The 21,407-nt window shown below is 62.9% G+C and carries 22 protein-coding genes and 1 pseudogene; 12 read left to right on the plus strand and 11 right to left on the minus strand.

Annotated elements, in window-relative coordinates; genetic code table 11:
* Window positions 1-126: 126 nt before the first annotated feature.
* The 4 genes from OIU19_RS00295 to OIU19_RS00310 all read left to right on the plus strand — a co-directional run bounded on the left by OIU19_RS00295 (window position 127) and on the right by OIU19_RS00310 (window position 4,508).
* A complete protein-coding gene (locus tag OIU19_RS00295) occupies window positions 127-555 on the plus strand; it encodes a DUF2231 domain-containing protein (RefSeq protein WP_264232528.1) in 429 nt (142 codons plus the stop codon).
* Complete coding sequence (locus OIU19_RS00300; protein WP_186557034.1) at window positions 552-1,844, plus strand: sorbosone dehydrogenase family protein; 1,293 nt, start codon at window positions 552-554, stop codon at window positions 1,842-1,844. The genes OIU19_RS00295 and OIU19_RS00300 overlap by 4 nt, the downstream gene beginning before the upstream one ends.
* 181 nt (window positions 1,845-2,025) lie before the next feature.
* Window positions 2,026-3,528, plus strand: a complete 1,503-nt coding sequence (gene proP, locus OIU19_RS00305) for a glycine betaine/L-proline transporter ProP (RefSeq protein ID WP_186557035.1) — start codon at window positions 2,026-2,028, stop codon at window positions 3,526-3,528.
* Between the two features lie 86 nt (window positions 3,529-3,614).
* The gene (locus OIU19_RS00310) at window positions 3,615-4,508 is read left to right on the plus strand and encodes a PA4780 family RIO1-like protein kinase (RefSeq protein ID WP_264232530.1); all 894 of its coding nucleotides are present in this window, start codon (window positions 3,615-3,617) and stop codon (window positions 4,506-4,508) included.
* A 386-nt stretch (window positions 4,509-4,894) separates the two neighbouring features.
* Here the strand turns inward: OIU19_RS00310 and OIU19_RS00315 are convergent, their stop codons facing one another.
* Window positions 4,895-5,545 (minus strand): ankyrin repeat domain-containing protein, encoded by a 651-nt coding sequence (locus OIU19_RS00315; protein WP_264232531.1) that lies wholly within the window; start codon window positions 5,543-5,545, stop codon window positions 4,895-4,897.
* Window positions 5,546-5,714: 169 nt separating this feature from the next.
* On the opposite strand from OIU19_RS00315, the gene OIU19_RS00320 reads away from it, so the two are divergent.
* The 4 genes from OIU19_RS00320 (at window position 5,715) to OIU19_RS00335 (ending at window position 8,969) form a co-directional block, all read left to right on the plus strand.
* Window positions 5,715-6,596 carry a LysR substrate-binding domain-containing protein gene (locus OIU19_RS00320; protein WP_264232533.1) on the plus strand — a complete coding sequence of 294 codons (882 nt, stop codon included), beginning with the start codon at window positions 5,715-5,717 and terminating at the stop codon, window positions 6,594-6,596.
* Window positions 6,597-6,698: 102 nt separating this feature from the next.
* Window positions 6,699-7,586, plus strand: a complete 888-nt coding sequence (locus OIU19_RS00325; RefSeq protein WP_264232535.1) for a pirin family protein — start codon at window positions 6,699-6,701, stop codon at window positions 7,584-7,586.
* Between the two features lie 101 nt (window positions 7,587-7,687).
* Window positions 7,688-8,527 (plus strand): DNA-3-methyladenine glycosylase, encoded by an 840-nt coding sequence (locus OIU19_RS00330; RefSeq protein WP_372353274.1) that lies wholly within the window; start codon window positions 7,688-7,690, stop codon window positions 8,525-8,527.
* 175 nt (window positions 8,528-8,702) lie between these two features.
* Complete coding sequence (locus OIU19_RS00335) at window positions 8,703-8,969, plus strand: DUF1652 domain-containing protein (protein WP_264232537.1); 267 nt, start codon at window positions 8,703-8,705, stop codon at window positions 8,967-8,969.
* 19 nt (window positions 8,970-8,988) lie between these two features.
* On the opposite strand, the gene OIU19_RS00340 is transcribed toward OIU19_RS00335, so the two are convergent.
* From OIU19_RS00340 to OIU19_RS00365, 6 genes are all read right to left on the minus strand, one after another.
* Complete coding sequence (locus OIU19_RS00340) at window positions 8,989-9,603, minus strand: Yip1 family protein (RefSeq protein WP_264232539.1); 615 nt, start codon at window positions 9,601-9,603, stop codon at window positions 8,989-8,991.
* Between the two features lie 102 nt (window positions 9,604-9,705).
* Window positions 9,706-9,993: a hypothetical protein gene (locus tag OIU19_RS00345; RefSeq protein WP_264232541.1), complete on the minus strand. Its 288-nt coding sequence runs from the start codon at window positions 9,991-9,993 to the stop codon at window positions 9,706-9,708.
* Between the two features lie 126 nt (window positions 9,994-10,119).
* On the minus strand, window positions 10,120-10,722 hold the full coding sequence (locus tag OIU19_RS00350) for an START domain-containing protein (RefSeq protein ID WP_264232543.1): 603 nt from the start codon (window positions 10,720-10,722) through the stop codon (window positions 10,120-10,122).
* A 106-nt stretch (window positions 10,723-10,828) separates the two neighbouring features.
* The gene (locus OIU19_RS00355) at window positions 10,829-11,665 is read right to left on the minus strand and encodes a bifunctional allantoicase/(S)-ureidoglycine aminohydrolase (RefSeq protein ID WP_186557047.1); all 837 of its coding nucleotides are present in this window, start codon (window positions 11,663-11,665) and stop codon (window positions 10,829-10,831) included.
* A gap of 133 nt (window positions 11,666-11,798) precedes the next feature.
* Window positions 11,799-13,163, minus strand: a complete 1,365-nt coding sequence (locus OIU19_RS00360; protein WP_264232545.1) for an LLM class flavin-dependent oxidoreductase — start codon at window positions 13,161-13,163, stop codon at window positions 11,799-11,801.
* Between the two features lie 16 nt (window positions 13,164-13,179).
* Window positions 13,180-14,160, minus strand: a complete 981-nt coding sequence (locus OIU19_RS00365) for an aliphatic sulfonate ABC transporter substrate-binding protein (protein WP_264232546.1) — start codon at window positions 14,158-14,160, stop codon at window positions 13,180-13,182.
* Between the two features lie 179 nt (window positions 14,161-14,339).
* On the opposite strand from OIU19_RS00365, the pseudogene OIU19_RS00370 reads away from it, so the two are divergent.
* Window positions 14,340-14,861 (plus strand): annotated as a pseudogene (locus OIU19_RS00370) (hypothetical protein); the annotation flags it as partial.
* 252 nt (window positions 14,862-15,113) lie between these two features.
* On the opposite strand, the gene OIU19_RS00375 reads toward OIU19_RS00370, so the two are convergent.
* Window positions 15,114-15,788: a bifunctional 2-polyprenyl-6-hydroxyphenol methylase/3-demethylubiquinol 3-O-methyltransferase UbiG gene (locus OIU19_RS00375; protein ID WP_264232549.1), complete on the minus strand. Its 675-nt coding sequence runs from the start codon at window positions 15,786-15,788 to the stop codon at window positions 15,114-15,116.
* A gap of 117 nt (window positions 15,789-15,905) precedes the next feature.
* Here OIU19_RS00375 and OIU19_RS00380 point away from each other — a divergent pair, with 117 nt between their 5' ends.
* Entirely contained in the window at window positions 15,906-17,120 is a 1,215-nt protein-coding gene (locus tag OIU19_RS00380; RefSeq protein WP_264232550.1) for a YeeE/YedE family protein, read from the plus strand.
* Between the two features lie 6 nt (window positions 17,121-17,126).
* Here the strand turns inward: OIU19_RS00380 and OIU19_RS00385 are convergent, their stop codons facing one another.
* Window positions 17,127-18,008, minus strand: a complete 882-nt coding sequence (locus tag OIU19_RS00385) for a DMT family transporter (RefSeq protein WP_264232551.1) — start codon at window positions 18,006-18,008, stop codon at window positions 17,127-17,129.
* Between the two features lie 212 nt (window positions 18,009-18,220).
* Here OIU19_RS00385 and OIU19_RS00390 point away from each other — a divergent pair, with 212 nt between their 5' ends.
* Both OIU19_RS00390 and OIU19_RS00395 read left to right on the plus strand, forming a co-directional pair.
* Entirely contained in the window at window positions 18,221-19,195 is a 975-nt protein-coding gene (locus tag OIU19_RS00390; RefSeq protein ID WP_264232553.1) for a quinone oxidoreductase, read from the plus strand.
* 21 nt (window positions 19,196-19,216) lie between these two features.
* Window positions 19,217-20,140 carry a LysR family transcriptional regulator gene (locus OIU19_RS00395; RefSeq protein WP_264232554.1) on the plus strand — a complete coding sequence of 308 codons (924 nt, stop codon included), beginning with the start codon at window positions 19,217-19,219 and terminating at the stop codon, window positions 20,138-20,140.
* 173 nt (window positions 20,141-20,313) lie between these two features.
* Here OIU19_RS00395 and OIU19_RS00400 read toward each other — a convergent pair whose 3' ends face one another.
* Together OIU19_RS00400 and OIU19_RS00405 are read right to left on the minus strand one after the other, a co-directional pair.
* Window positions 20,314-20,643, minus strand: a complete 330-nt coding sequence (locus OIU19_RS00400) for a hypothetical protein (protein ID WP_264232556.1) — start codon at window positions 20,641-20,643, stop codon at window positions 20,314-20,316.
* 74 nt (window positions 20,644-20,717) lie between these two features.
* On the minus strand, window positions 20,718-21,368 hold the full coding sequence (locus OIU19_RS00405; RefSeq protein WP_264232558.1) for a DUF998 domain-containing protein: 651 nt from the start codon (window positions 21,366-21,368) through the stop codon (window positions 20,718-20,720).
* Between the last annotated feature and the right edge of the window lie 39 nt (window positions 21,369-21,407).

Raw genomic sequence — 21,407 nt, forward strand, 5'->3', positions numbered from 1 at the left:
CAATTCGCGCACATGCGCTGAACTAACGCTTTGCCAGGGGGATCTTCTCCTATGCTCAGTGATCGTGCGTCTTGCGCAGCGGCGCTGAGCAGGACTTCAAGGATTGTCGAATGAAAAGGAGCCGCCGTGACCGTTACCACTCAACCTGTCTATCGCTGCACGCCAGGTCCGCTACACGCGACCTTGCTGGCCGGTACTGTGCCGCTGTTTCTCGGCGGTTTGCTCAGTGACATCGCCTACTACCAGAGCTACCAGATCCAGTGGAGTAATTTCGCCGCCTGGCTGATCGCTGGCGGCTTGCTGTTCTGCGGGCTGGCGTTGCTGTTCGGGTTGGTCAATCTGATCCGCGCCGAGCACAAAGGCGGGCGTGCGCTGGTGTATTTCCTGGTGCTGCTGGCCACCTGGCTGTTGGGCCTGGTCAATGCCTTCGAACATGCCAAGGACGCCTGGGCGGTGATGCCCTCAGGCCTGGTGCTGTCGGTGATCGTCAGCGCGCTGGCCTGTAGCGCGACCTGGATCGGCCTGACCAACTTGCGATCGGGAGGTGCGCAATGAACCCTAGATACCCCCTGACTGCCTTGAGCATGGCCCTGCTGCTCAGTGCCTGTGGCGGCGAAGGTGATGCCCAGCAAACCTACGGCGCCGACCCCAAGTTGCCCGATCCTCAGCGCGGCTTGCTGCCGAGCATGAAAATCGCCCAGCCAACCGCCTGGGGTGAGCAAAAACCGACCGTGCCCCAGGGCTACAGTATCAGCGCCATCGCCACTGACCTGCGGATTCCGCGCCAGACCCTGGTGCTGCCCAACGGCGATATCCTGGTGGCCGAGGGGCGCGGCGGCAGCGCCGCCAAACTCAAGCCCAAGGACGTCATCGCCAGTTCGATCAAGGCCAAGGGCAATACCCAGGTCAAGGGCGGCAACCGCCTGACCTTACTGCGCGACGCCGACGGCGACGGCAACTATGAGCTCAAGACCGTGTTTGCCGAAAACCTCAACGCGCCCTACGGCCTGGCCTTTGCCGAGGGCAAGCTCTACGTGGCCAACCAGGATGCGCTGGTGCGTTTCGACTACAGCGAAGGCCAGACCCAGGCCAGCGGCCCGCCCAGCAAAGTCACCGATCTGCCGGCCGAGATCAATCACCACTGGACCAAAGCCCTGACCATCAGCCCTGATGGTCGCTACCTGTATGTCGGTATCGGTTCCAACAGCAACATCACCGAGCGTGGCATGGAGGCCGAGATCGACCGGGCGATGGTCTGGCAGATCGACGCCCAGACCGGCGCCCACCGGCCTTATGCGACTGGGCTGCGCAACCCGACCGCGCTGACCATCCAGCCAGGCACCGGGCAGTTGTGGACGGTAGTCAACGAGCGCGACGAGCTGGGGCCTGATCTGGTGCCCGACTACCTGACCTCGGTGAAGGAGGGCGGTTTCTACGGTTGGCCCTATAGCTATTGGGGCCAGAACGTCGACCCGCGCGCGCAGCCGCAAAACCCGGACAAGGTCGCCGCAGCGATCAAACCGGACTACAGCCTTGGCTCGCATGTGGCGGCGCTGGGGGTCGACTTCTCGCTGCCAGCGATGGGGGAGGCGTTCGCTGATGGCGTCTTCGTCGGCGAGCACGGCAGTTGGAACCGGCCCAATCCTGTGGGCTACAAGGTGATCTTCGTGCCGTTCAGCAATGGCCGGCCGGCCGGTGAGCCAGTGGACTTCGCCACCGGCTTCAGGGGTGAAGACGGCAAGACCCGTGGGCGGCCGGTCGGGGTCACGGTCGATCCGCGCGGGGCGTTGATCATTGCCGATGACCTGGCCAATACGGTGTGGCGAGTGACGCGCAATCAGTAGAGGCACTGCCAAGCCGTACCGGAGTCATCGCGGTTTTGCCCCGCGATGACTTCGGTCAATTCACTGAAAAAAGCAGTGAGTGGTGAATTATTTCGTATCCCTTTGTATCTGATGCCTTAGAGCCTGGCCACCAAAACGATGGCAGCCAGGCACAGGACAAGTCAGATACAGAGTGACGGATATGAAATCACGCAAGAAAAGCGTCAAGCCGATTGGCTTGAAAGACATCACCATCGTCGACGACGCCAAGATGCGCAAGGCGATCACCGCCGCTGCGCTAGGCAATGCCATGGAATGGTTCGACTTCGGCGTCTATGGCTTTGTCGCCTATGTGCTGGGCAAGGTGTTCTTCCCTGGCGCCGACCCGGGCGTACAGATGATCGCAGCCCTTGGCACCTTTTCCGTACCGTTCTTGATTCGTCCGTTGGGCGGGCTGTTTTTCGGCGCGCTGGGCGATCGCTATGGGCGCCAGAAAGTCCTCGCCGCCACCATCGTGATCATGTCCCTGAGTACCTTCGCCATTGGCCTGATCCCGTCCTATGCCTCGATCGGCATCTGGGCGCCGATCCTGTTGCTGCTGTGCAAGATGGCCCAGGGCTTCTCGGTTGGCGGCGAATACACCGGGGCGTCGATTTTCGTCGCTGAATACGCCCCGGATCGCAAGCGCGGCTTCCTTGGCAGCTGGCTGGATTTCGGCTCGATCGCAGGCTTTGTGTTTGGTGCTGGGCTGGTGGTGTTCATCTCCGCCATCGTCGGTGAGGAGAAGTTCCTTGAGTGGGGCTGGCGCCTGCCGTTCCTGCTGGCCTTGCCGCTGGGCATCATCGGCCTGTACCTGCGGCACGCCCTGGAAGAAACCCCGGCGTTCCAACAACACGTCGACAAACTCGAACAGGGCGACCGCGAAGGGTTGGCCTCCGGCCCCAAGGTGTCGTTCAAGGAAGTCGCTACCCAGCACTGGCGCAGCCTGTTGACCTGCATTGGCGTGGTGATCGCGACCAACGTCACCTACTACATGCTGCTCACCTACATGCCCAGCTACCTGTCGCACAACCTGCACTACAGCGAAAGCCGCGGGGTACTGATCATCATCGCGATCATGGTCGGCATGCTGTTCGTGCAACCGGTGATCGGCTTGCTCAGCGATAAATTCGGCCGCAGGCCGTTCATCATCTGCGGTAGTGTTGGCTTGTTCATCCTGGCTATCCCGGCGTTCATGATGATCAACAGTGGCGTGCTCGGCGTGATCTTCGCTGGCTTGCTGGTGCTGGCGATCCTGCTCAACTTCTTCATCGGCGTGATGGCCTCGACCCTGCCGGCGATGTTCCCCACCCATATTCGCTACAGCGCGCTGGCCAGTGCCTTCAACATTTCCGTGCTGATCGCTGGCCTCACGCCGACCATCGCCGCCTGGCTGGTGGAAAGCACCAATGACCTGTACATGCCAGCCTACTACCTGATGGTGATTGCCCTGGTCGGCCTGGTAACCGGTGTGACCATGAAGGAAACCGCCAACCAGCCCTTGCGCGGCGCGGCCCCAGCGGCCTCTGATATCGAGGAGGCACGTGAGCTTTTGCAGGAACATCACGACAATATCGAGCAAAAAATCGAAGACATCGACCAGCAGATCGCTGAGCTGGAGGCCAAGCGCAAGCATTTGGTACAACAACATCCGCGTATCGAATAGCGGCGGAGCGAGCAAGTCGGTTCAGGCTGTGAGAGGATGGCCGGCAAACCCAGTGTCTGGCAGAACAGGACCCCGAATTAAACCTGATGAAGACTCCAAAACGGATTGAACCGCTGATCGAAGACGGGCTGGTCGACGAAGTACTACGGCCGCTGATGAGTGGTAAGGAAGCAGCGGTCTATGTAGTGCGCTGCGGCACCCAGGTGCGTTGCGCCAAGGTCTACAAGGAAGCCAACAAACGCAGTTTCCGCCAGGCCGCCGAGTACCAGGAAGGACGCAAGGTGCGCAACAGCCGTCAGGCCCGGGCCATGGCCAAGGGGTCCAAGTACGGCCGTAAAGAAGCCGAAGACGCTTGGCAGAACGCCGAGGTGGCGGCCTTGTTCCGTCTCGCTCATGCCGGCGTGCGGGTGCCCAAGCCGTTCGATTTCCAGGACGGCGTGCTGCTGATGGAACTGGTGGTGGACGAGGACGGCAACGCCGCGCCGCGCCTGAACGACGTGCACCTGGAGCCAGAGCAGGCGCGCGAGTACCACGCTTTTGTGATTCGCCAGATCGTGCTGATGCTCTGTGCAGGCTTGGTGCATGGTGACCTTTCTGAGTTTAACGTGCTGCTTGGCCCAGACGGTCCGGTGATCATCGACCTGCCCCAGGCGGTGGATGCTGCGGCCAACAACCATGCCTTCAGCATGCTCGAGCGCGATGTGGCGAACATGAGCGGCTACTTCGGCCGCTTTGCCCCGGAGCTCAAGGCCACCCGTTATGCGCGGGAAATGTGGTCGCTGTTCGAGGCTGGTGAGTTGCTGGCCGATACGCCGTTGACCGGGCAGTTCAAGGACGACGACCACGATGCCGATGTGGGGGGCGTGCTGCGCGAGATCGAAGCGGCGCGTCTCGATGATGCCCGCCGTCGGGCTGCGCGAGAGGAGGCTGAGCGTGGGCCGGTCAAGGCCGAGGAACCGCCACCGCCCTGGATGCAATAACGTCAGTGTCGACCTCTTCGCGGGCAAGCCCGCTCCCACAGGTTGTTGTGTTGGTCTGTAGGGGGTGACCTGTCTGGGGAATCCTCGGCGGGGGTCAGGTCTGGCCTCTTCGCGGGCAAGCCCGCTTCCACAGGTTGTTGTGCTGGTCTGTGGAGGGGGGGCCTGTCTGGGGAATACTCCGCGGGGGTCAGGTCTGGCTTCTTCGCGGGCAAGCCCGCTCCCACAGGTTGTTGTGCTGGTCTGTGGAGGGGTGGCCTGTCTGGGCAATACTCGCTGGGGGGCGGGCCTGGCCTGCGCGGGTAAGCCGGCGCGCAGGTAAAGCGTCGCTCACCAAGGCAACAGGGTGAGCGGGTTTACCCGCGAAGGGCCGTAGCGTAGCGCCAGGTCTATTTGTTGAGCAATTGAACCATCTCCTGATAACCGCGCTGGCGCGCATGCTCCAGGGCGCTAACGCCGTCCTTGTCGGCAATCGTCGGATCAGCACCGGCTTGTAGTAGCCGCCGCACGATCTCCACATGGCGCGGCCCGCCATCGCCGAGGATTACCGCCTCCAGCAGGGCGGTCCAGTGCAGGCGATTGAGATGATTCACATCCACCCCGGCATCGATCAGCATCTGCACGGTTTCAACATGGCCACGCTCAGCCGCAGGGATCAAGGCGGTACCGCCATAGCGGTTGGTGCTCTTGAGGTCGGCGCCATGTTCGAGGGTCAGGCGCAGGATGTCGTTGAGCCCACGCGCCCCGGCGTACAGGTAGGGGCTGTCGTGGATATTGTCTTTGGCATTCACATCGGCGCCGGCCGCGATCAGTGCCTGCGCCACTTGCACTTGATTGGCCTGGGTCGCAACCAGCAGCGCAGTGCGGCCCTGAGCGTCCCTGGCCTCCAGCGGCGCACCCTGATCCAGCAGGCGCTGCACGGTTAGCCCATCGCCGCGGTGGGCGGCGTCGATCAAAGAGTCGGTCATCGTAGTCTCGGCATAAGCGGTGAAGTTGCAGCAGCTAAGCAGCATCAGCAGTGCAGCGCAGGGTAGACGCATGCGGCGGCTCCTGGTCAATGAATGTCCATCCTAGGAAAACCGCGTGAGGGGGTGAAGTGATTTATCTGGATGGCAGGCAGTGCCGTTGTGAATAGGCGCTGATTGCGCTGGCCGACAGCGGGTGGGCGTGTTAGAACTCACGCTTGTCATTTACAAGTTGAATAGCGCGATGTCTGTTAGCGTGAAATCGAATAGAGCCCTGTTCGACCTCGACCTGCTACGCGCCATCGTCGTGGTGGCCGATTGCGGCAGTTTCACCACGGCAGCGGCAAGGCTGCACTCGACCCAGTCGACCATCAGCCAAAAAGTACGCCGGTTGGAAGAGATGGTCGGCCATCGTCTGCTGGTGCGCGGCAACCGTGACGTATTGCCCACCGACGCCGGCCAGACCCTGCTCGGCTATGCCCGGCACATGCTGGCGTTGAACGATCAGATGCTTGAAGCCCTGGCCGGGGCCATGGTCGGTATGACTGTGCGCCTGGGGGTTCCGGAAGACTTCGTCGGCGGCCGCACCACCAACGCCTTGTCGGCCTTCAGCCGCCAGCATCCGCAGGTCAAGCTGGAAGTCGCCAGCGGGCTGTGTCGCGACCTCAGCCAGGCCTACGACAATGGCGAACTCGACCTGGTGCTGCTCAAGCAGCGGCGCAACAGTCGTGAAGGCGTGGCATGCTGGCCGGAGCGTCTGCAGTGGATCGACAGCGCGCGCCTGCCTGCCTTCGATCTTGACCCCATACCGTTGGTGACCTTCCCACCGCGTGGGCTGTACCGCGACGATATGATCAGTGCCATCGAGGGCATGGGTCGGCGCTGGCGCATCAGCTTTACCAGCTCCAGCCTCAGCGGCATTCAGGCAGCGGTGGCCGATGGCATGGGCGTCAGCCTGCTCCCGCCGCGCGCTGCCACAGCCGAACATCGGGTGCTCGGCGCGATGCAGGGGTTGCCTGAGGTCGATAGCTACGAGATCGTCATCGTGCATCGGCCAACGGCGGATGTGATGGTCAAGGCCCTGGCCGAGGTGCTTACGGAGTTACTGGCAATGCAGGCGATTTGAGGTTGATGTTCCATAGATGGGACGATCAGTGCTGTTTTGGCCATCTACCGCGCCATTAGCACTATAAGTAAGGTTATACCCAGCCAAGAGAGGAGTCATCTCATGAAAAAGATTCTGGGTATTCACCAAAACCCTAATGCCCACTGGGTAGGCGACGGTTTTCCGGTGCGCAGCCTGTTCACCTACGACCATCTGGCCAGCAAGATCAGCCCGTTCCTGCTGCTCGACTACGCCGGGCCCCATGACTTCACCCCGACCAATGCCCGCCGCGGGGTTGGCCAGCATCCGCATCGGGGCTTTGAGACGGTGACCATCGTCTATCAAGGCGAATTGGAGCATCGCGACTCCACCGGCGCCGGTGGCCTGATCGGGCCGGGCGATGTGCAGTGGATGACTGCCGCCAACGGCATCATCCATGAAGAGTTCCATTCTCCAGCCTTTGCCCGCAGCGGAGGCGCCCTGGAAATGGTGCAGTTGTGGGTCAACCTGCCCGCCAAGGACAAGCGTGCCGCGGCGGGCTACCAGACCCTGCTGTCGACGGATATCCCAGTGGTCGCGCTGGCCAACGATGGCGGTACCTTGCGCGTGATTGCCGGTCATTACCAAGGCCATGCTGGCCCGGCGCGGACCTTTACCGCCATGGACGTCTGGGACATGCAGCTCAAGGTGGGTGCCGAACTGCAATTGCCCGTGGCAGAGGGCCGCAACGCCGCACTGGTAGTGCTGCGCGGCAGTGTCCGGGTCAATGGCGAGCGCGATGCAGGTCCTGCCAGCCTGGTGTTGCTGGATCGCGTGGGTGAACAGGTGCACGTGCAAGCGCTGGGCGACGCCGTGGTGCTGCTGCTCAGCGGCGAGCCGATCGATGAGCCAATTGTCGGATACGGCCCGTTCGTGATGAACAGTCAGGCAGAAATCGCCGAATCATTCGATGATTTCCATGCCGGGCGTTTCGGCCTGATGGCCGATGCAGGGGAGGGGGCGCCGCATTGATCACCCGCTTGTCCCGCTTGCAGGCCGTGCGCCGTAGCGTACGGCCCGAGGGCGGGGCTTGCCTGTGGCTGCGCTACCGCGCCCCTTACGACTGGCCGGCAATGGTGGCCTTCCTGGCTGCGCGGTGCATTCCCGGGATCGAGCGCTGCCAGGGTGAGGTGTACCGGCGCAGCTTCGAGTGGCGCGGGCGGCAGGGGACAGTGCAGGTGTCGCCCGCGAACGGCGCGCAGTTGCGGGTGGAATTGTCCGGGGTTGCCCCTGGCGCTGTACCTGCGCTGGTCGCGCGCCTGCGCCGGGTATTCGATCTGGACGCAGAGCCTGCGCGCATCCAGGCCGAACTGGGGCGCGATGCGCTGATGGCCCAGTTGCTGGCCCGCCGTCCTGGCCTGCGCGTGGCGCAGGGTTGGGACGGCTTCGAGCAAGCCATGCGCACGGTACTGGGTCAGCAAGTCACGGTCGCCGCCGCCATGACCCTGGCCGGTCGGCTGGTACAGCGCCATGGTCAACCGCTGGCGTTGGCGGCAGCCGGGCTGAGCCATGTCTTCCCTCGTGCAAGTGCAATCGCTGGCCTGACGCTGCAGGGCCTGGGCATGCCGCGTGCTCGCGCAGTCACACTGACCACCTTGGCCAACGCCTTGTTGGCCAGCCCTGATCTACTCGCTCCTGGCCAGGCATCACATACCGCGCTTGAGCGCCTGCTCAAGCTCAAAGGGATCGGCCCATGGAGCGCGCAGTACCTTGCGCTGCGCCAACTGGGTGACGCCGATGCGTTACCGCTGGGTGATGTGGCGTTGATCAAGGCGCTGCGTGTGTTGGAAGGCGTGGAGGCAGATCTGGCCCACCGCGCTCAAGCCTGGCGACCGTGGCGAGCCTATGCGGCGCAGCATTTGTGGACTTCATTGAGTGATCTGCGACCGCCCGTCGCATCACAGGCGCAGTAGAACGAACGGTCGCCGCCGGCTGGAGATCTTCCACTAAGGTGCTAGGGGATTGCTTGCGCTGGGATTGTTCTGGCAAATGGACGGCCGCTTGAACATGCGCACTATCAATTGGCGTCTCGCCCGCTGACGGCGTAATTAAACATAACAGGCCATCCGATGAAGAGAGGGTCGTACCATGTCGTTGATTGGTGTTTCGATGCTGGAAATGCGTCAGCTCATTGAGCAAGCCTGCCTGCCAGACCGTTGTGAAGTTAGTTGCCCCGATGGCGCCCACCTGACCATTCGGCTCGGTGAAGGGCAGAGTCTTGAGGATTGCGTGACTCTCACCGATGTACCGGTCGCCAACCTCAATAGTTGTCGTGATCTGGTTGGGCTGGTGGCACAGCTTCGCGCTGAGCAGCGCCTGGCCCATCCTGCCACAGCGGCCAGGGCCATCGCCTGAGCGCTGTCGGTTGCCCCGGTCAGCCAAGGCTGGCCGGGCGCACATATTCAGGCATCAAGGTGTTGAACCAGAACAGGATCATCGACACCAGGATGGTCACCATCAGCAACAGGCCCACTCCCCACACGCAGGTGGCGAACAGCATGGCCTGCTCCTTGCGCAAGCGCAGGAACGTCTGCAACCCCCCATACAGCAATACCGTGGCATAGGCCGATGCCGCTGCCAGCGCCGCGACAGCCAACCAGCGCATGGGGACCAGGCCCACCACTCCCGCAACAAACCATGGCGTGGCGCAATAGGCAGCAAAGCCGATGCACTGATTGAGCGTTGGTTGGGCATCGAAGCCGCGTGACATCCAGCGAATCATCACACCCATGATCATCACACCGACCACCGTGGTGGCATAGAGCAAACCGCTCAGTTGAGCGGCACTGGCCATGCTCAGGCGCACCCGCTCTTCACCGGCCAGGCTCCAGCCGAACTGGGTGGTGCCGACAAACAGGCATAACGCGGGGATCAGCGCCATTGCCAACAGACGAGGCAGGTATTGCTGCGGATGGGCTTCTTCGGCATGGCGGATGTCCAGCCAGGCGTCAGCGGGGTGAATGAAGAGCTTGAGCAATGGACTGTTCATGGCGATCTCCTCCAGGCTTTCGCGCTAGGACAAGCGCAGCCTCTTTCAATGGAGAAGCGTGGCGGCGGCTGGGTTCAGCCTAATTACCTGCCATTGATCGCCTTACTGCAGTTCGAGCAGCAAGTTCAGCCCGCCATCGCCACACCGGCCATGATCGCGCACCACGCCGCGGTAGCTGCGGCCATCCCAGGTGAATGCCACGCTGTGGGCGCGGTCGAGCTTGGCGGGTAACGGGGGCGACACATGCAAGCGCAAGGCTGGACAGCCTTGTAGGTTGATAGCGGCCAACTGCACATGGCACTCGACACGTTGGGCCACGGGGCCGAACAGGGTGTCGCGGACAAAGTCCAGCTCAAGGCATGCACTGGAAGCGCGATAGGTACTCTTCATAGCGCTTCGAGAGAGTGAAAAGTCATAAAGGGGCTCCTGGCGAAAGATGACGAGCATCATTCTTTTGAAGCCAGGCCGGCAAAGTCGTTCCAAACATTTCACCAACGGTCATCCGATCGTTTGCATTCAGGGCTGGCGCTCGGCAACCGCGCGCAGGGTGCGCAAGGTCACCATCGGCGCATCGACCACAAAACGGTTGGCCAGCCAGCCCGGCACATCGCCGGCGGGGTCGGCCTGTAACTGATAGGTGACCTCGGTTTCGCGCTCGCCCAGCGGACGCATGATCCATTCCCCTTGTAAGCGGCGCACGCGGATCAAGCCTTGCACCGGGGGCAGCTTGGTCGGCTCTGCGCTCAAATGGCGCACCAGCGTGCCGTCGTCCAGGCGCTCGCTGCGCACCTTGAGGACGATGTCGCGGGGTTGTGCTGGCCAGGGCAGGTCGGTCGTGAGGTAGACCCAGGTGCTGTCGCCGTCGACTTCCAGCAGGCGCATCTGGGCGCAGGCATACAACCACTTGCAGGCTACCCGCAGGTTTTCCTGCAGATCTACCAGGGTACGCACGCTGGCCTTGATTCGGGTGACGCCGCGAAACTGTTGATAGGCGGAACTGGGCACGGCGCTCAGGTAGACATCGATGCCGTCCTGTTGGTGCGCCAGGCGCCAATCATCGGCATGAACGTTGAGCGGGAGCAGGAATAACAAAGCGACCAGCAGGCGGGGGCGGGGCATGGTCGTGGGCCGCTGTTGAGGGTATCGATTTCTAGTATGGCCACAAACTTGGAAGGGGTGGCAGATATTGGGGCCGCAGCGCAGCCCCAACAATCTCAGCCTGAACTCAACGCTTTGGGTTGAGGGTCAGGTGCACATGACGGTTAACGTCCTTGTACAGCAGGTAGCTGAACGGACCTGGACCGCCGGAATAGCACGCTTGTGGGCAGAAGGCGCGCAGCCACATGAAGTCACCGGCTTCAACCTCGACCCAGTCCTGGTTCAGGCGGTACACCGCCTTGCCTTCCAGCACGTACAGGCCGTGTTCCATGACGTGGGTCTCAGCGAACGGAATCACACCGCCTGGCTGGAAGGTCACGATGTTGACGTGCATGTCGTGGCGCATGTCGGCCATGTCGACGAAGCGGGTGGTTTTCCACGCGCCTTCGGTGCCCGGCATCTCGATCACCTGGGCCTTGTCGCGGTGGGTGACGAAGGATTCTGGCAGGTCCAGGCCTTCGACCTTCTGGTAGTGCTTGCGCAGCCAGTGGAAGGTCACGTTGGCCTTGCTGTGGTTGCGCAGGCTCCACTCGGCGCCCGGGGCGATGAACGCATAGCCGCCTGGGGCCAGGGTGTGGGGCTTGCCTTCCAGGGTGATGTCGATTTCACCCTCGACCACGAACAGTACCGCTTCGGCGTTCGGGTCCAGCTCTGGGCGCTCGCTGCCGCCTTCTGGCGCGACTTCGACGATGTACTGCGAGAAGGTCTCGGCAAAACCGGTCAGCGGACGGGCGATGACCCACATGCGCATCTTGTCCCAGAACGGCAGGTGGCTGGTGACGATGTCACGCATCACGCCCTTGGGGATGACGGCATAGGCTTCGGTGAACATGGCACGGTCAGTCAGCAGCTCGGTTTGAGCGGGGTGCCCACCGTGAGGGGCGAAGTAGGAGTGATTCGACATGGACAGTCTCGACTTGTTGTTCTCTCCCCGTGCCGGAAACCGCACCGGCCGGTGCGCCGCAGGGGATGCACGGACAGGATAGGGTCCGTGCACTGCCATCCACAAATTAAATGTTGAAATACCCGGTATTTGATTACCGAATGCTGACGTTGCGCCCCGCATGCTGCTCAGGCAGGCGATCGCCCTGGCCGAACAGCTTGTGGCGCAAGGTGCCGTCTTGATAGGCAAGAGGATAGCGACCACGGCGCTGCAACTCGGGCACCAGCAGCTCGACCACGTTGTGCAGATCGTCCGGTTGCACCGCGTAGGTCAGGTTGAAGCCGTCGATGCCGGTCTCATCCAGCCACAGCTCGAGTTGATCGGCCACTTCGCTGGCACTGCCCACCAACACCGGGCCGCGCCCGCCCAGGCCAATGAACTCAGCAGCCTCGCGCACGGTCCAGCGGCGGCTCGGGTCGGCCGCGGTGAAGGCGGCCAGGGCCGCCCGGCCGGCGTCATTTTCCACGTACTCGATCAGTGCATCCGGGTCGAGCCCGGCGAAGTCGATGCCGGTCCAGCCAGACAGCAGGGCCAGCGCGGCGTCGAGGTCGACATAGCGCCGGTACTCGGCAAAACGTGCCTGGGCCTGTTCACGGCTGTGGCCGACGATCAGCAGCGCTTGGGCGTAGATCAATACCTCGTCGCGACCACGGCCAACCGCGGCGCTGGCTTGGCGAACGCCGTCGGCGTAGCGGCGCAGCACCGTCGGCGACGGGCCGCTGATGAACACGCACTCGGCATGTTGCGCGGCAAACGCCTGGCCGCGTGCCGAGGCGCCGGCCTGGAACAGCACCGGGGTGCGCTGTGGTGAGGGCTGGCACAGGTGCATGCCGGGGACCTGGAAGTGCTGGCCATGATGGCCGATGGGGTGTACGCGGGACGGATCGATGTAGCGCCCGCTGTCCCGCTCAAGCAGTACCGCATCGTCTTCCCAGCTTTTTTCCCACAGCTTGTACAGCACTTGCAGGTACTCATCGGCCAGGTCGTAACGCTGGTCGTGGCCCAGTTGGCGGTTCAACCCCAGGTTGCGCGCGGCGCTATCCAGGTAGCCGGTGACGATGTTCCAACCGACCCGGCCGTTACTCAGATGGTCGAGGGTCGACATGCGCCGGGCGAAGGGGTAGGGGTGTTCGTAGGTCAGCGAGAATGTCACGCCAAAGCCCAGGTGCTCGGTGACCCCGGCCATGGCCGGGACCAGCAGCAGCGGATCATTCACCGGCACCTGCACGCCACCGCGCAGGGCCGCCTCTGGACCGCCCTGGTAGACGTCGTAGATACCCAGTACGTCAGCGATGAATAGCGCATCGAACAGGCCGCGCTCAAGCAGGCGAGCAAGGTCGGTCCAGTAGTCCAGGCGATTGAACTGCACGCTGGTATTGCGTGGGTGGCGCCACAAGCCTGGCGACTGGTGGCTGGCGGCGTTCATGCTGAAGGCGTTGAAGCGGATCGGGCGTGACATCCAGGTCTCCTTGGCGTCAGGGCAGCACGGCGGTTGGATAGACCGCGTCAGCCACGCTGAGCTTGTGCGGGATAAGGCCCAGGCCCTGGAAGGTGTCGGCCAGCTTTTGCTGCTCGGCGACGATCTGCGGGGTGATCGCTACCGCGTTGTAGTTGCGCCGTTCGCTGGCCACTTCCAGCACGTTGGCGCTGATGCCCAGTTGCGGTGCCAGCAGGCTAGCCACCTCGGCAGGCTTGGCATTGGCCCACTGGCTGACTTTGGCCAGCTCGCTGAAGAAGGTCTTGAGCAGCTCGCGGTGTTGGTCAGCAAAAGCTGCTGTGGAGAGATAGAAGGTGCGGTTGTTGCTCAGGCCACTGCCGTCACGCAGGTTCTTCAGGCCCGGCTGCTGCTCGGCGGCGGCCAGGAACGGATCCCACAGGGTCGAGGCCTGTACGCTGCCCGACTGCAGGGCGGCGACGGCGTCGGCGGCATTGTTGACGTAGGCTGGGGTGATGTCCTGGTAGCTCAGGCCGGCTTGCTGCAGAGCCACGGCCAACAGGTATTGGGCGTTCCAGCCACGACCGGTGGCGACGCGCTTGCCTTTGAGGTCTTGCACGCTGGCGATGTGGTCCTGCTCGCGCACCACCAGGCCGATGCCGCGCGGGTAGGGTTGTTCGGCGGCCAGGTAGACCACCGGCTTGCCTGCGGCCTGGGCGAACACCGAGGGTGCATCGGCCGCGTGGCCAAGGTCGATGGCGCCGGTACTCAGCGCTTCGAGCAGTTGCGGGCCGGCGGCAAATTCATGCCAGCTGACCTTGACGCCTTGCGGTGCGAGGGCCTTTTCCAGGGCACCGCTGCCCTTGAGGATATTGATGCTGTTGAATTTCTGGTAGCCAATGCGCAGGGTCTTGGCGTCGTCGGCAACCGCACTGGACCAGGGCAGCACGGCGCTGGCAACGCTGGCCAGCAGGCCGCCGAGCAACAGGCGGCGCAGGGGGGAGAAGGTACGGGTAGGCACGGGATTGGCTCCTGATCAGGCGCTGGAAAGATGACCTGAGATTAAGGAGCAGGCTTGAGGCTTTCAATTTTTTAATTCCATTTGGTTAGAATGTTTTGTTCTTTTTATATCATTTTGTGGTTTAGCCAGGAGTGGTCTGGCCCGGCCATTGCGTGAACGCCACGTGGGCTGCGCTCGATTTGCTGGTCAGTCGCGAGCTCGACGATGGGCGCAGCAGCATCCTCAAGATCACCGCCCAGGGTGACCGGGTGGTGGTGGTCGACGGCCTGTCCGAGCCCGATGGCATGGTGGCCGTCGAAGGAGAGAGCGTGCAGGGCTTGTGGAACGATGGCGATTACCTCTATGCCATCGAGGACCGTCGCGGCAATGGCCGGCTGATGCGCTACGCCTGGCACAGCGGCCAGCTCGATGTGCTGCGCTCAGGCCTGACCGAGACCGAGGGTTTGACCCGTTGCCATGATGGTCGGCTGCTCTACACCCAGAAGGGCGAGGGCAAGGTTCGCGCACTCAGCGATGACGGCAACGACCCGGTCGTGGTGCAAGGCCTGCGCAATCCGACCTTTCTCATGTGCGACCAGCGCGGCCTGTGGATCAGCGAAGACTCCACCCACCGCGCCCGCTTGCTGCTGATCGATGCCCAAGGCCTGCGCCAGACCATGCTGTCGTTCCTCAAGGCGCCGCAGGCGATCGTCGCCGACGGCAAGGTCAGCCCCAAGCAGCTGACTGACGACTGACAATTGGGCCGGTTACGGATTTGTGCAGCCAATGGCGTTGTCGTGTCAGATCCGGCCTCTTCGCGGGCAAGCCCGCTCCCACAGGGTTCGTGGGGTTCGCAGGATCTGCCTGGTGTCAGTGCTGGCTCAACGCTGAACTGAAATCTGCGCGGTACCTGTGGGAGCGGGCTTGCCCGCGAAGAGGCCGGATCTGGCACTGCAAATACGTGGCAATGACCGCTATTCAGCCAACCGCCCAGCCACCATCAGCAGCGACTGTGGCACGGCGCTCTGTGGATGCTGCGGCTCGTCCAGACTGACCAGCCTCAACCCCGCCATTTCCAGAGCCCGCAACCAACTCGATAACGTGCGAAAGTACCAGGGCATCGGCTGCCACTGCCCTTGAAATCCGGCAAATGACTCTTCCCGCCAGCCGTCCTGGTAATCGCCATTGGCCACCGCCCAAGGATGCAAGGTCTGGATCACTAGCACCCCGCCAGGCCTGAGCAGAGCGCTGACGGCTGTCAGTAAGGGAATGATGTCCTGCTGCAGCAGGGCAAAGTTGGCGCAGATCAAGTCGTACGCTGTGCCGACATCCACCTGGGCCTCGGCCAACTGCTCGTAACTGCCCAGGTGCACGTGCGTCGAGCCCGCCGCCCTAGCGGCCTGTACCAGCGTTGCATCACCATCCACGCCAACGGCCGCAATGCCGCGCTCAGCCAGGGCGCGCAACAACCAGCCTTCGCCGCAGCCCAGGTCTAGCACTCGCTCAGGTTGCTGGCCAAGCACGGCGAGCAGGATCGCCTGGTCGGTGACCTGGCGACGGCTTTCGATCGCACCGCTGCGAACGGCCTCAATCCAGGCTTGGGCATTGTGCTGCCAGCTTTGCAGCAGGGCGTCGTCGGCTGAGGGCATCTGCTGCTCCGCAGTTGAGGGGGAAATGGCAAGCATAGGCGTTTGCCTGGCGGCGAGCACTGACAGTCGCACGGCGGTATACTCGCGCCCCCGTTTCACTGTTATCCGAGTATGCCGATGGGTCTTTCTGCAACTGCCTCACCTGAACCGCGCCGCCTGGGCGCCCCCTTGGTCGCCCTGGCCTTGCTAGTGGCCGGTGCCTGGTTGGTCAATCTCAACGCCGGATTCAAGCAGGTGTTGTTGTTGATCGTTGGCGCTGCGTTGGGGCTGACGCTCTATCACGCCGCTTTTGGTTTCACCTCAGCCTGGCGGGTGTTCATCAACGAACGTCGTGGGGCAGGCCTGCGCGCGCAGATGATCATGCTGGCGTTGGCTGTGCTGCTGTTCTTCCCGGCGCTGTCGGCTGGCAGCCTGTTCGGCACTCCGGTCACCGGCCTGGTCGCTCCGGCAGGCGTGTCGGTGGTGTTCGGTGCGTTCATCTTCGGCATTGGCATGCAGCTGGGCGGTGGTTGTGCTTCCGGGACGCTGTTCACGGTCGGCGGCGGTAACGCGCGGATGCTGGTGACGCTGCTGTTCTTCATCATCGGCTCGGTCACTGCAACCCATCATGTCGACTGGTGGTTTGCCTTGCCGTCATTCCCGGCGACCTCGATTGTCCAGGCCTGGGGCGTGACCCCGGCGCTGCTGGCGAGCCTGGCGGTATTTGCCCTGATTGCCTGGGTCACTGTGCTGCTGGAGAAACGCCGCCATGGCCAGCTTGAAGCGCCAGTGGCCAGTGCGCATCAGGGCCTGGGGCGCTTTGTGCGTGGGCCTTGGCCTTTGCTCTGGGGCGCTGTCGCCCTGGCGCTGCTGAACTACGCCACCTTGGCCTTGGCGGGTCGTCCATGGGGTATCACGTCGGCCTTCGCCCTGTGGGGCGCCAAGACCCTCAGCGGCCTGGGTGTGGATGTCGGCAGCTGGGTGTTCTGGCAGGCGCCGGCCAATGCCAAGGCGCTGGCAGCGCCCTTGTGGCAGGACATCACCACGGTGATGGATATCGGCATCGTGCTCGGCGCGCTGCTGGCGGCGGGCCTGGCCGGTCGTTTTGCGCCGAGCCTGAAGATCCCGCTGCCTTCGCTGATTGCGGCGGTGATCGGCGGCCTGCTGCTGGGCTATGGTTCGCGCCTGGCCTATGGCTGCAACATTGGCGCCTATTTCAGTGGGATCGCCTCGGGCAGCGTACATGGCTGGCTGTGGTTGGTTGCGGCGTACGCGGGCAACCTGATCGGCGTGCGCCTGCGGCCGATGTTCTTTGCTGGCGAACGCCGCGCCCCCGCCTTGAGCGGCTGCTAAGGCGCATCAGCCCCTGCGCGCTGGCTTCAACGCCAGCGCCACGCCGCCGAGCACCACCAGTGAGGTCAGGCTCAAGCGCCAGGACAACGGCTCGCCCAGCAGCATGACCCCACCCAGCGCCGCAATGACCGGCACGCTCAGTTGCAGCGTCGCGGCTTGCTGGGCGCTGAGGTATTTGACCACCCCATACCACAGGCTGTAGCCAGCACCGGACGCCAGCACTCCGGAGCCGAGCGCGTAGAGCACGCCTTCGCTGCTCAGCTGTACTCGCGCGCCGCTGAAGATCAGGCCCAGCCCCAGCGCCAGCAGCAGTGGCAAGCTGCGCAGGAAGTTACCGGCAGTATCTGCCAGCGGGTCAGCCGACCCCTTGCCCAGCACCGAATAAGCGCCCCACGCCACTCCCGCCACCAGCATGATCAGGGCACTGGCCAAGGGCGGCGCATCGGCGCCGGGTAGCAGCAGGGCGATCAGCCCAGTAAAGGCGATCAGCATGCCCAGCAGCACCCGCCGCTGCAGCGACTCACCCCTGACCAGGCCATAGGCGAACATGCTCACCTGCACCGCGCCGAACAGCATCAACGCCCCGACCCCTGCGCCCAATTGCAGGTAGGCGAGGGAAAACAGCCAAGCGTAGGCGAACAACGCCAGGCTCGCCGCCCAACTGCCGCGCGGCGCCCGTCTACCCTGGCTGAACCACAGCACACTGGCGAGAAAGACCGCACCGCTACCCAGTCGTAGCGCGGTAAAGCTATTGGCATCTATCGCGCCATCACGCAGGGCCAGGCGGCAAAACAAGGAGTTGGCAGCGAACGCCAGCAGGCTGAGCACGGTGGGCAGCAACAGCGAATGGCCGGGCAAGCGGGCGCTACAGGCTTTGTTGTTATTCATGGTCACCTGGAGAGGGGCCTGAAGGCTCGTTGTGCGAGCCTGTCGTCAGGTTGGTCGTAGGCGCAGTGTCGACAGGTTGCAGGTTTGCTGCAACGCTACTTTCGGCCCAGATTGCTGCGCTGGGTGCAGAAATCATCTGCGCTGGGCATGATTGTTCGATGTACAGCAGGTAATTAGCCTGGATGGGTCTTTTACTTGTTCAGGAATGGATCATGGCCACACGCATCGTACTCAGCGAAACCGGCAGCGCTCAGGTAATGCAGCTGGAGACTGTTCAGGCACTGCCCCCAGGGCCTGGGCAGGTCTGGTTGGAGCAGACGGCCATTGGCGTAAACCCACTCGACGTGCTGCAGCGCAAGGGCGGCGCACCACTGCCTTTGCCCAGCGGATTGGGGTTGGAGGGTGCCGGGCGGGTGACGGCAGTCGGTGAGGGGGTCGACAGCGTGCAAGTGGGCGATCGAGTGGCCTACGCCACCGGTCCTGTCGGCGGCTATTCCAGCGGCCGGTTGTATCCCGCCGAGCGCCTGATCAAGCTGCCGCCTGCGGTGAGCGACGAGGACGCAGCGGCGCTGCTGTTCAAAGGCATAACCGCGCAGTACCTGCTCAAGACTACCTATCCGGTCGGTCCTGGCAGTCACGTATTGATCTACGGCGCTGGCGGCGGCGTAGGCCAGATCATGGTGTCTTGGGCCAAGCATTTGGGGGCTTTGGTGATTGGCGTGGTGTCCAAGGCGCAGAGCGTCGAGCGCGCCCGCGCGGCGGGCTGTGATCATGTACTGGTCTTCGATGCCGCAACGTTGGCCACGCAGGTCAAAGAGCTCACCAACGGGCTAGGTGTCGATGTGGTCTACGACGGTGTCGGCAAGGTGTCGCTGCAAGCTTCTCTGGACAGTCTGCGCGTGCGCGGTTTGTTGGTGTCTTTCGGCGCCACCTCTGGGGCACCTGCAGCCATCGACGTCGCCACCCTCAATGGCAAAGGCTCACTGTACCTGACCCGGCCGTCGCTGGCCGCGCACACCCGCAGCACCGAGGAGTACCAGCAGCGCGCTGGCGATGTGCTGGCCGCGCTTGCCAGCGGTATCATTCAGCCGCGGATTTGGCGCCGTTATCCGCTGGCCGATGTTGCCAGCGCCCATGCCGACCTGGAACAGGGTCGCGCGCAGGGAGCGCTGATCCTGACCCCTTGATAGCTGCCAACGAGCCTTGCCATGGATCCATTCGACAGTCGCCGCGCCGATGAGCTTGCCACCTTGCTGGCCTTGCATGAGCAGGGATCGTTCGCCGCCGCAGGCCGGCAACTGCAACGCCACCCCTCGGTGCTGTCACGCCGCCTGGGCGCCTTGGAGCAGCGCCTGGGGATCCGTCTGGTCGAGCGCACCACGCGGCAGTTGCGCTTCACCGATGAGGGCGAGCGGCTGGTTGAGCGCTTGCGCCTGGCCGGTCGCCTGATCGACGAAGCCGAACAGCAGGCCTCGCAAGGGGCAGCTATTGTGCGCGGGCGTCTGCGTCTAGCGTTGCCCGCCGCGATGGGGCGGCGTTGGTTGAGTGGGTTAATGGCGGAGTTTGTCCTGGCCCATCCGCAGGTCACCCTGGAGATAGAGTATGCCGACCGCTTCGTCGATCTGGTCGCCGAGGGGTTCGATGGGGCCATTCGCATTGGTGAGCTGGCTGACAATCGACTGGTCGCCAACAAGCTGTGCGATCACCTGCGTATCCTGTGTGCTGCACCCGCTTATCTGGCCAAGCATCCACAGCCGCAACAACCGGCTGATTTGAGCGCGCACAATTGTCTGGGTTTCAGTGGCTTGCGCTCGTTTCCTGAATGGCATCTGACGGCCGGTGTGCGGCAGGAGAGTGTCAAGATCAGCGGCTCGCTGCGCGGTAACGACAACGAGGCCCTACTGGAGGCGGCACGACGCGGTGTAGGCATCATTGCTGGGGGCGACTGGTTAATGGTCGAGGATCTGGCAGCTGGCAGGTTGGTCAGGGTATTGCCGCAGTGGCAGTTGGATGTCGCTGCCGGGATTTACTTCGTGCGGCCCTCAGCGCGCTTGAATAGCGCTGCCCTCGGCGCGTTCAAGGATTGGCTGCAGACGTGTTTCAAGCATGGGCCGCCCTGGCAGCAAGCCTGAATTAACAAAATAGATTAGAAATCATCTGTATCAGTATGAAATATATAGATATTTTGCTTAGCATTCAGTGTGGGATCTCTTCGCGGTCGGAGATAACCGCCGCGAAGAAAGCGATACTGAAATATCTTCCAATCGATATTAGAAAGATTGGTTAACTGGCTGATATTTATAGACTAACGTCTCGCGACAGCATGCTGAACGCACTGCTCATAGTACGTCTGCTTTATAGCCGCAGGTTTGAGGCGCGATTGGCTGTTGTAGGTCTGCTCGGTAATGCCAAAGGCAGTCATGCGCATCCACGGCTTGGGGAATTTGCGCGCCTGTAAACGTTTGCGGGTCGCATACAGGTTGACCCCGGAAAGCTTGGCCTGCTGGGCCTCGGCGGCGATCTGCGAACCCCAGCCACAGACGTGCCGATCATTCTGGCTCAGGGCCCGGGCCTGAGCGGTAAAGGCCATGGAGGCCAGCAGGCAGCCGGCCATGGTTGCTAGAAATACCCGCATGATGCTGTCCTAAGCTTATGAAGGAAAAGGGAGTTTGCCTTCGCTTCAAAAACTTGGGGGCCAGCAATTTGCCGTCAGATGATCGCCATGCGCAGCGGATTGCGGCGGGTGCTGCGCAGGCTGTACAGCGCCAGGATGGCAATCCAGATGACCGACACGCCGTAGTTGAGCCGTTGGTACAGGCCGAACCATTCGCCGCTATGCGCCGCCTGGGCCATGAGTATCACGCTGACGATCGCCAGCACTGTGCAGGCCAGTGACCCCCAGGCGAGGCTGGCAGAGCCGGCCACCCGTTTGCCCAGCCAGCTCCACAGCAGGCTGGCCAGGGTCAGTGAAAGGAACATCAGCAGCCCGCTCAGGTTGTGCATCTGCTGCGAAAACGAGGGTTGCGCCGGGGCGCAGCCTTGGTCACAAGCAAACCAGCCGGTGCCGATACTGCCCAACGCATGCACCAGCACCAGCAAAGCACTCAGGCGTGCCCAATTCGACTGCCGCCAGCGGCGTGCCAACCCCCAGGCGAACAGGGCGAACAATCCGCCGAGGGGGAAGTTGTTCAGCAGCGCAGACCATCCCTGGGTCGGTGCGCCAACCGCACCCAGTTGGCTCATGGCCTGATGCAGGTGGCTGTAGCCAGGGTAGCTTGCCGCGGTCAGGGTCACGCCCATCAGCAGCCAGACGGGGATCAACAGGCCGCAGCCCAGTAACAGTCGGTCGAGGGTTATCATGCTGTACTTCCTTCCGTGGAGTAGACGCGCTCAAACCCT

Source organism: Pseudomonas sp. BT-42-2 (assembly GCF_025847435.2).
In the GTDB taxonomy this organism is placed as follows: Bacteria; Pseudomonadota; Gammaproteobacteria; order Pseudomonadales; family Pseudomonadaceae; genus Aquipseudomonas; species Aquipseudomonas urmiensis.

Coding starts and splice junctions, on each gene's coding strand:
- OIU19_RS00395 (WP_264232554.1), top strand. CDS start 19,217: ATGGATCCATTCGACAGTCGCCGCGCCGATGAGCTTGCCACCTTGCTG.
- OIU19_RS00315 (WP_264232531.1), bottom strand. CDS start 5,545: ATGCGTCTACCCTGCGCTGCACTGCTGATGCTGCTTAGCTGCTGCAAC.
- OIU19_RS00330 (WP_372353274.1), top strand. CDS start 7,688: ATGGTGGCCTTCCTGGCTGCGCGGTGCATTCCCGGGATCGAGCGCTGC.
- OIU19_RS00300 (WP_186557034.1), top strand. CDS start 552: ATGAACCCTAGATACCCCCTGACTGCCTTGAGCATGGCCCTGCTGCTC.
- OIU19_RS00310 (WP_264232530.1), top strand. CDS start 3,615: ATGAAGACTCCAAAACGGATTGAACCGCTGATCGAAGACGGGCTGGTC.
- OIU19_RS00375 (WP_264232549.1), bottom strand. CDS start 15,788: ATGCCCTCAGCCGACGACGCCCTGCTGCAAAGCTGGCAGCACAATGCC.
- OIU19_RS00400 (WP_264232556.1), bottom strand. CDS start 20,643: ATGCGGGTATTTCTAGCAACCATGGCCGGCTGCCTGCTGGCCTCCATG.
- proP (WP_186557035.1), top strand. CDS start 2,026: ATGAAATCACGCAAGAAAAGCGTCAAGCCGATTGGCTTGAAAGACATC.
- OIU19_RS00360 (WP_264232545.1), bottom strand. CDS start 13,163: ATGTCACGCCCGATCCGCTTCAACGCCTTCAGCATGAACGCCGCCAGC.
- OIU19_RS00335 (WP_264232537.1), top strand. CDS start 8,703: ATGTCGTTGATTGGTGTTTCGATGCTGGAAATGCGTCAGCTCATTGAG.
- OIU19_RS00405 (WP_264232558.1), bottom strand. CDS start 21,368: ATGATAACCCTCGACCGACTGTTACTGGGCTGCGGCCTGTTGATCCCC.
- OIU19_RS00355 (WP_186557047.1), bottom strand. CDS start 11,665: ATGTCGAATCACTCCTACTTCGCCCCTCACGGTGGGCACCCCGCTCAA.
- OIU19_RS00385 (WP_264232551.1), bottom strand. CDS start 18,008: ATGAATAACAACAAAGCCTGTAGCGCCCGCTTGCCCGGCCATTCGCTG.
- OIU19_RS00350 (WP_264232543.1), bottom strand. CDS start 10,722: ATGCCCCGCCCCCGCCTGCTGGTCGCTTTGTTATTCCTGCTCCCGCTC.
- OIU19_RS00320 (WP_264232533.1), top strand. CDS start 5,715: ATGTCTGTTAGCGTGAAATCGAATAGAGCCCTGTTCGACCTCGACCTG.
- OIU19_RS00325 (WP_264232535.1), top strand. CDS start 6,699: ATGAAAAAGATTCTGGGTATTCACCAAAACCCTAATGCCCACTGGGTA.
- OIU19_RS00340 (WP_264232539.1), bottom strand. CDS start 9,603: ATGAACAGTCCATTGCTCAAGCTCTTCATTCACCCCGCTGACGCCTGG.
- OIU19_RS00345 (WP_264232541.1), bottom strand. CDS start 9,993: ATGAAGAGTACCTATCGCGCTTCCAGTGCATGCCTTGAGCTGGACTTT.
- OIU19_RS00390 (WP_264232553.1), top strand. CDS start 18,221: ATGGCCACACGCATCGTACTCAGCGAAACCGGCAGCGCTCAGGTAATG.
- OIU19_RS00380 (WP_264232550.1), top strand. CDS start 15,906: ATGGGTCTTTCTGCAACTGCCTCACCTGAACCGCGCCGCCTGGGCGCC.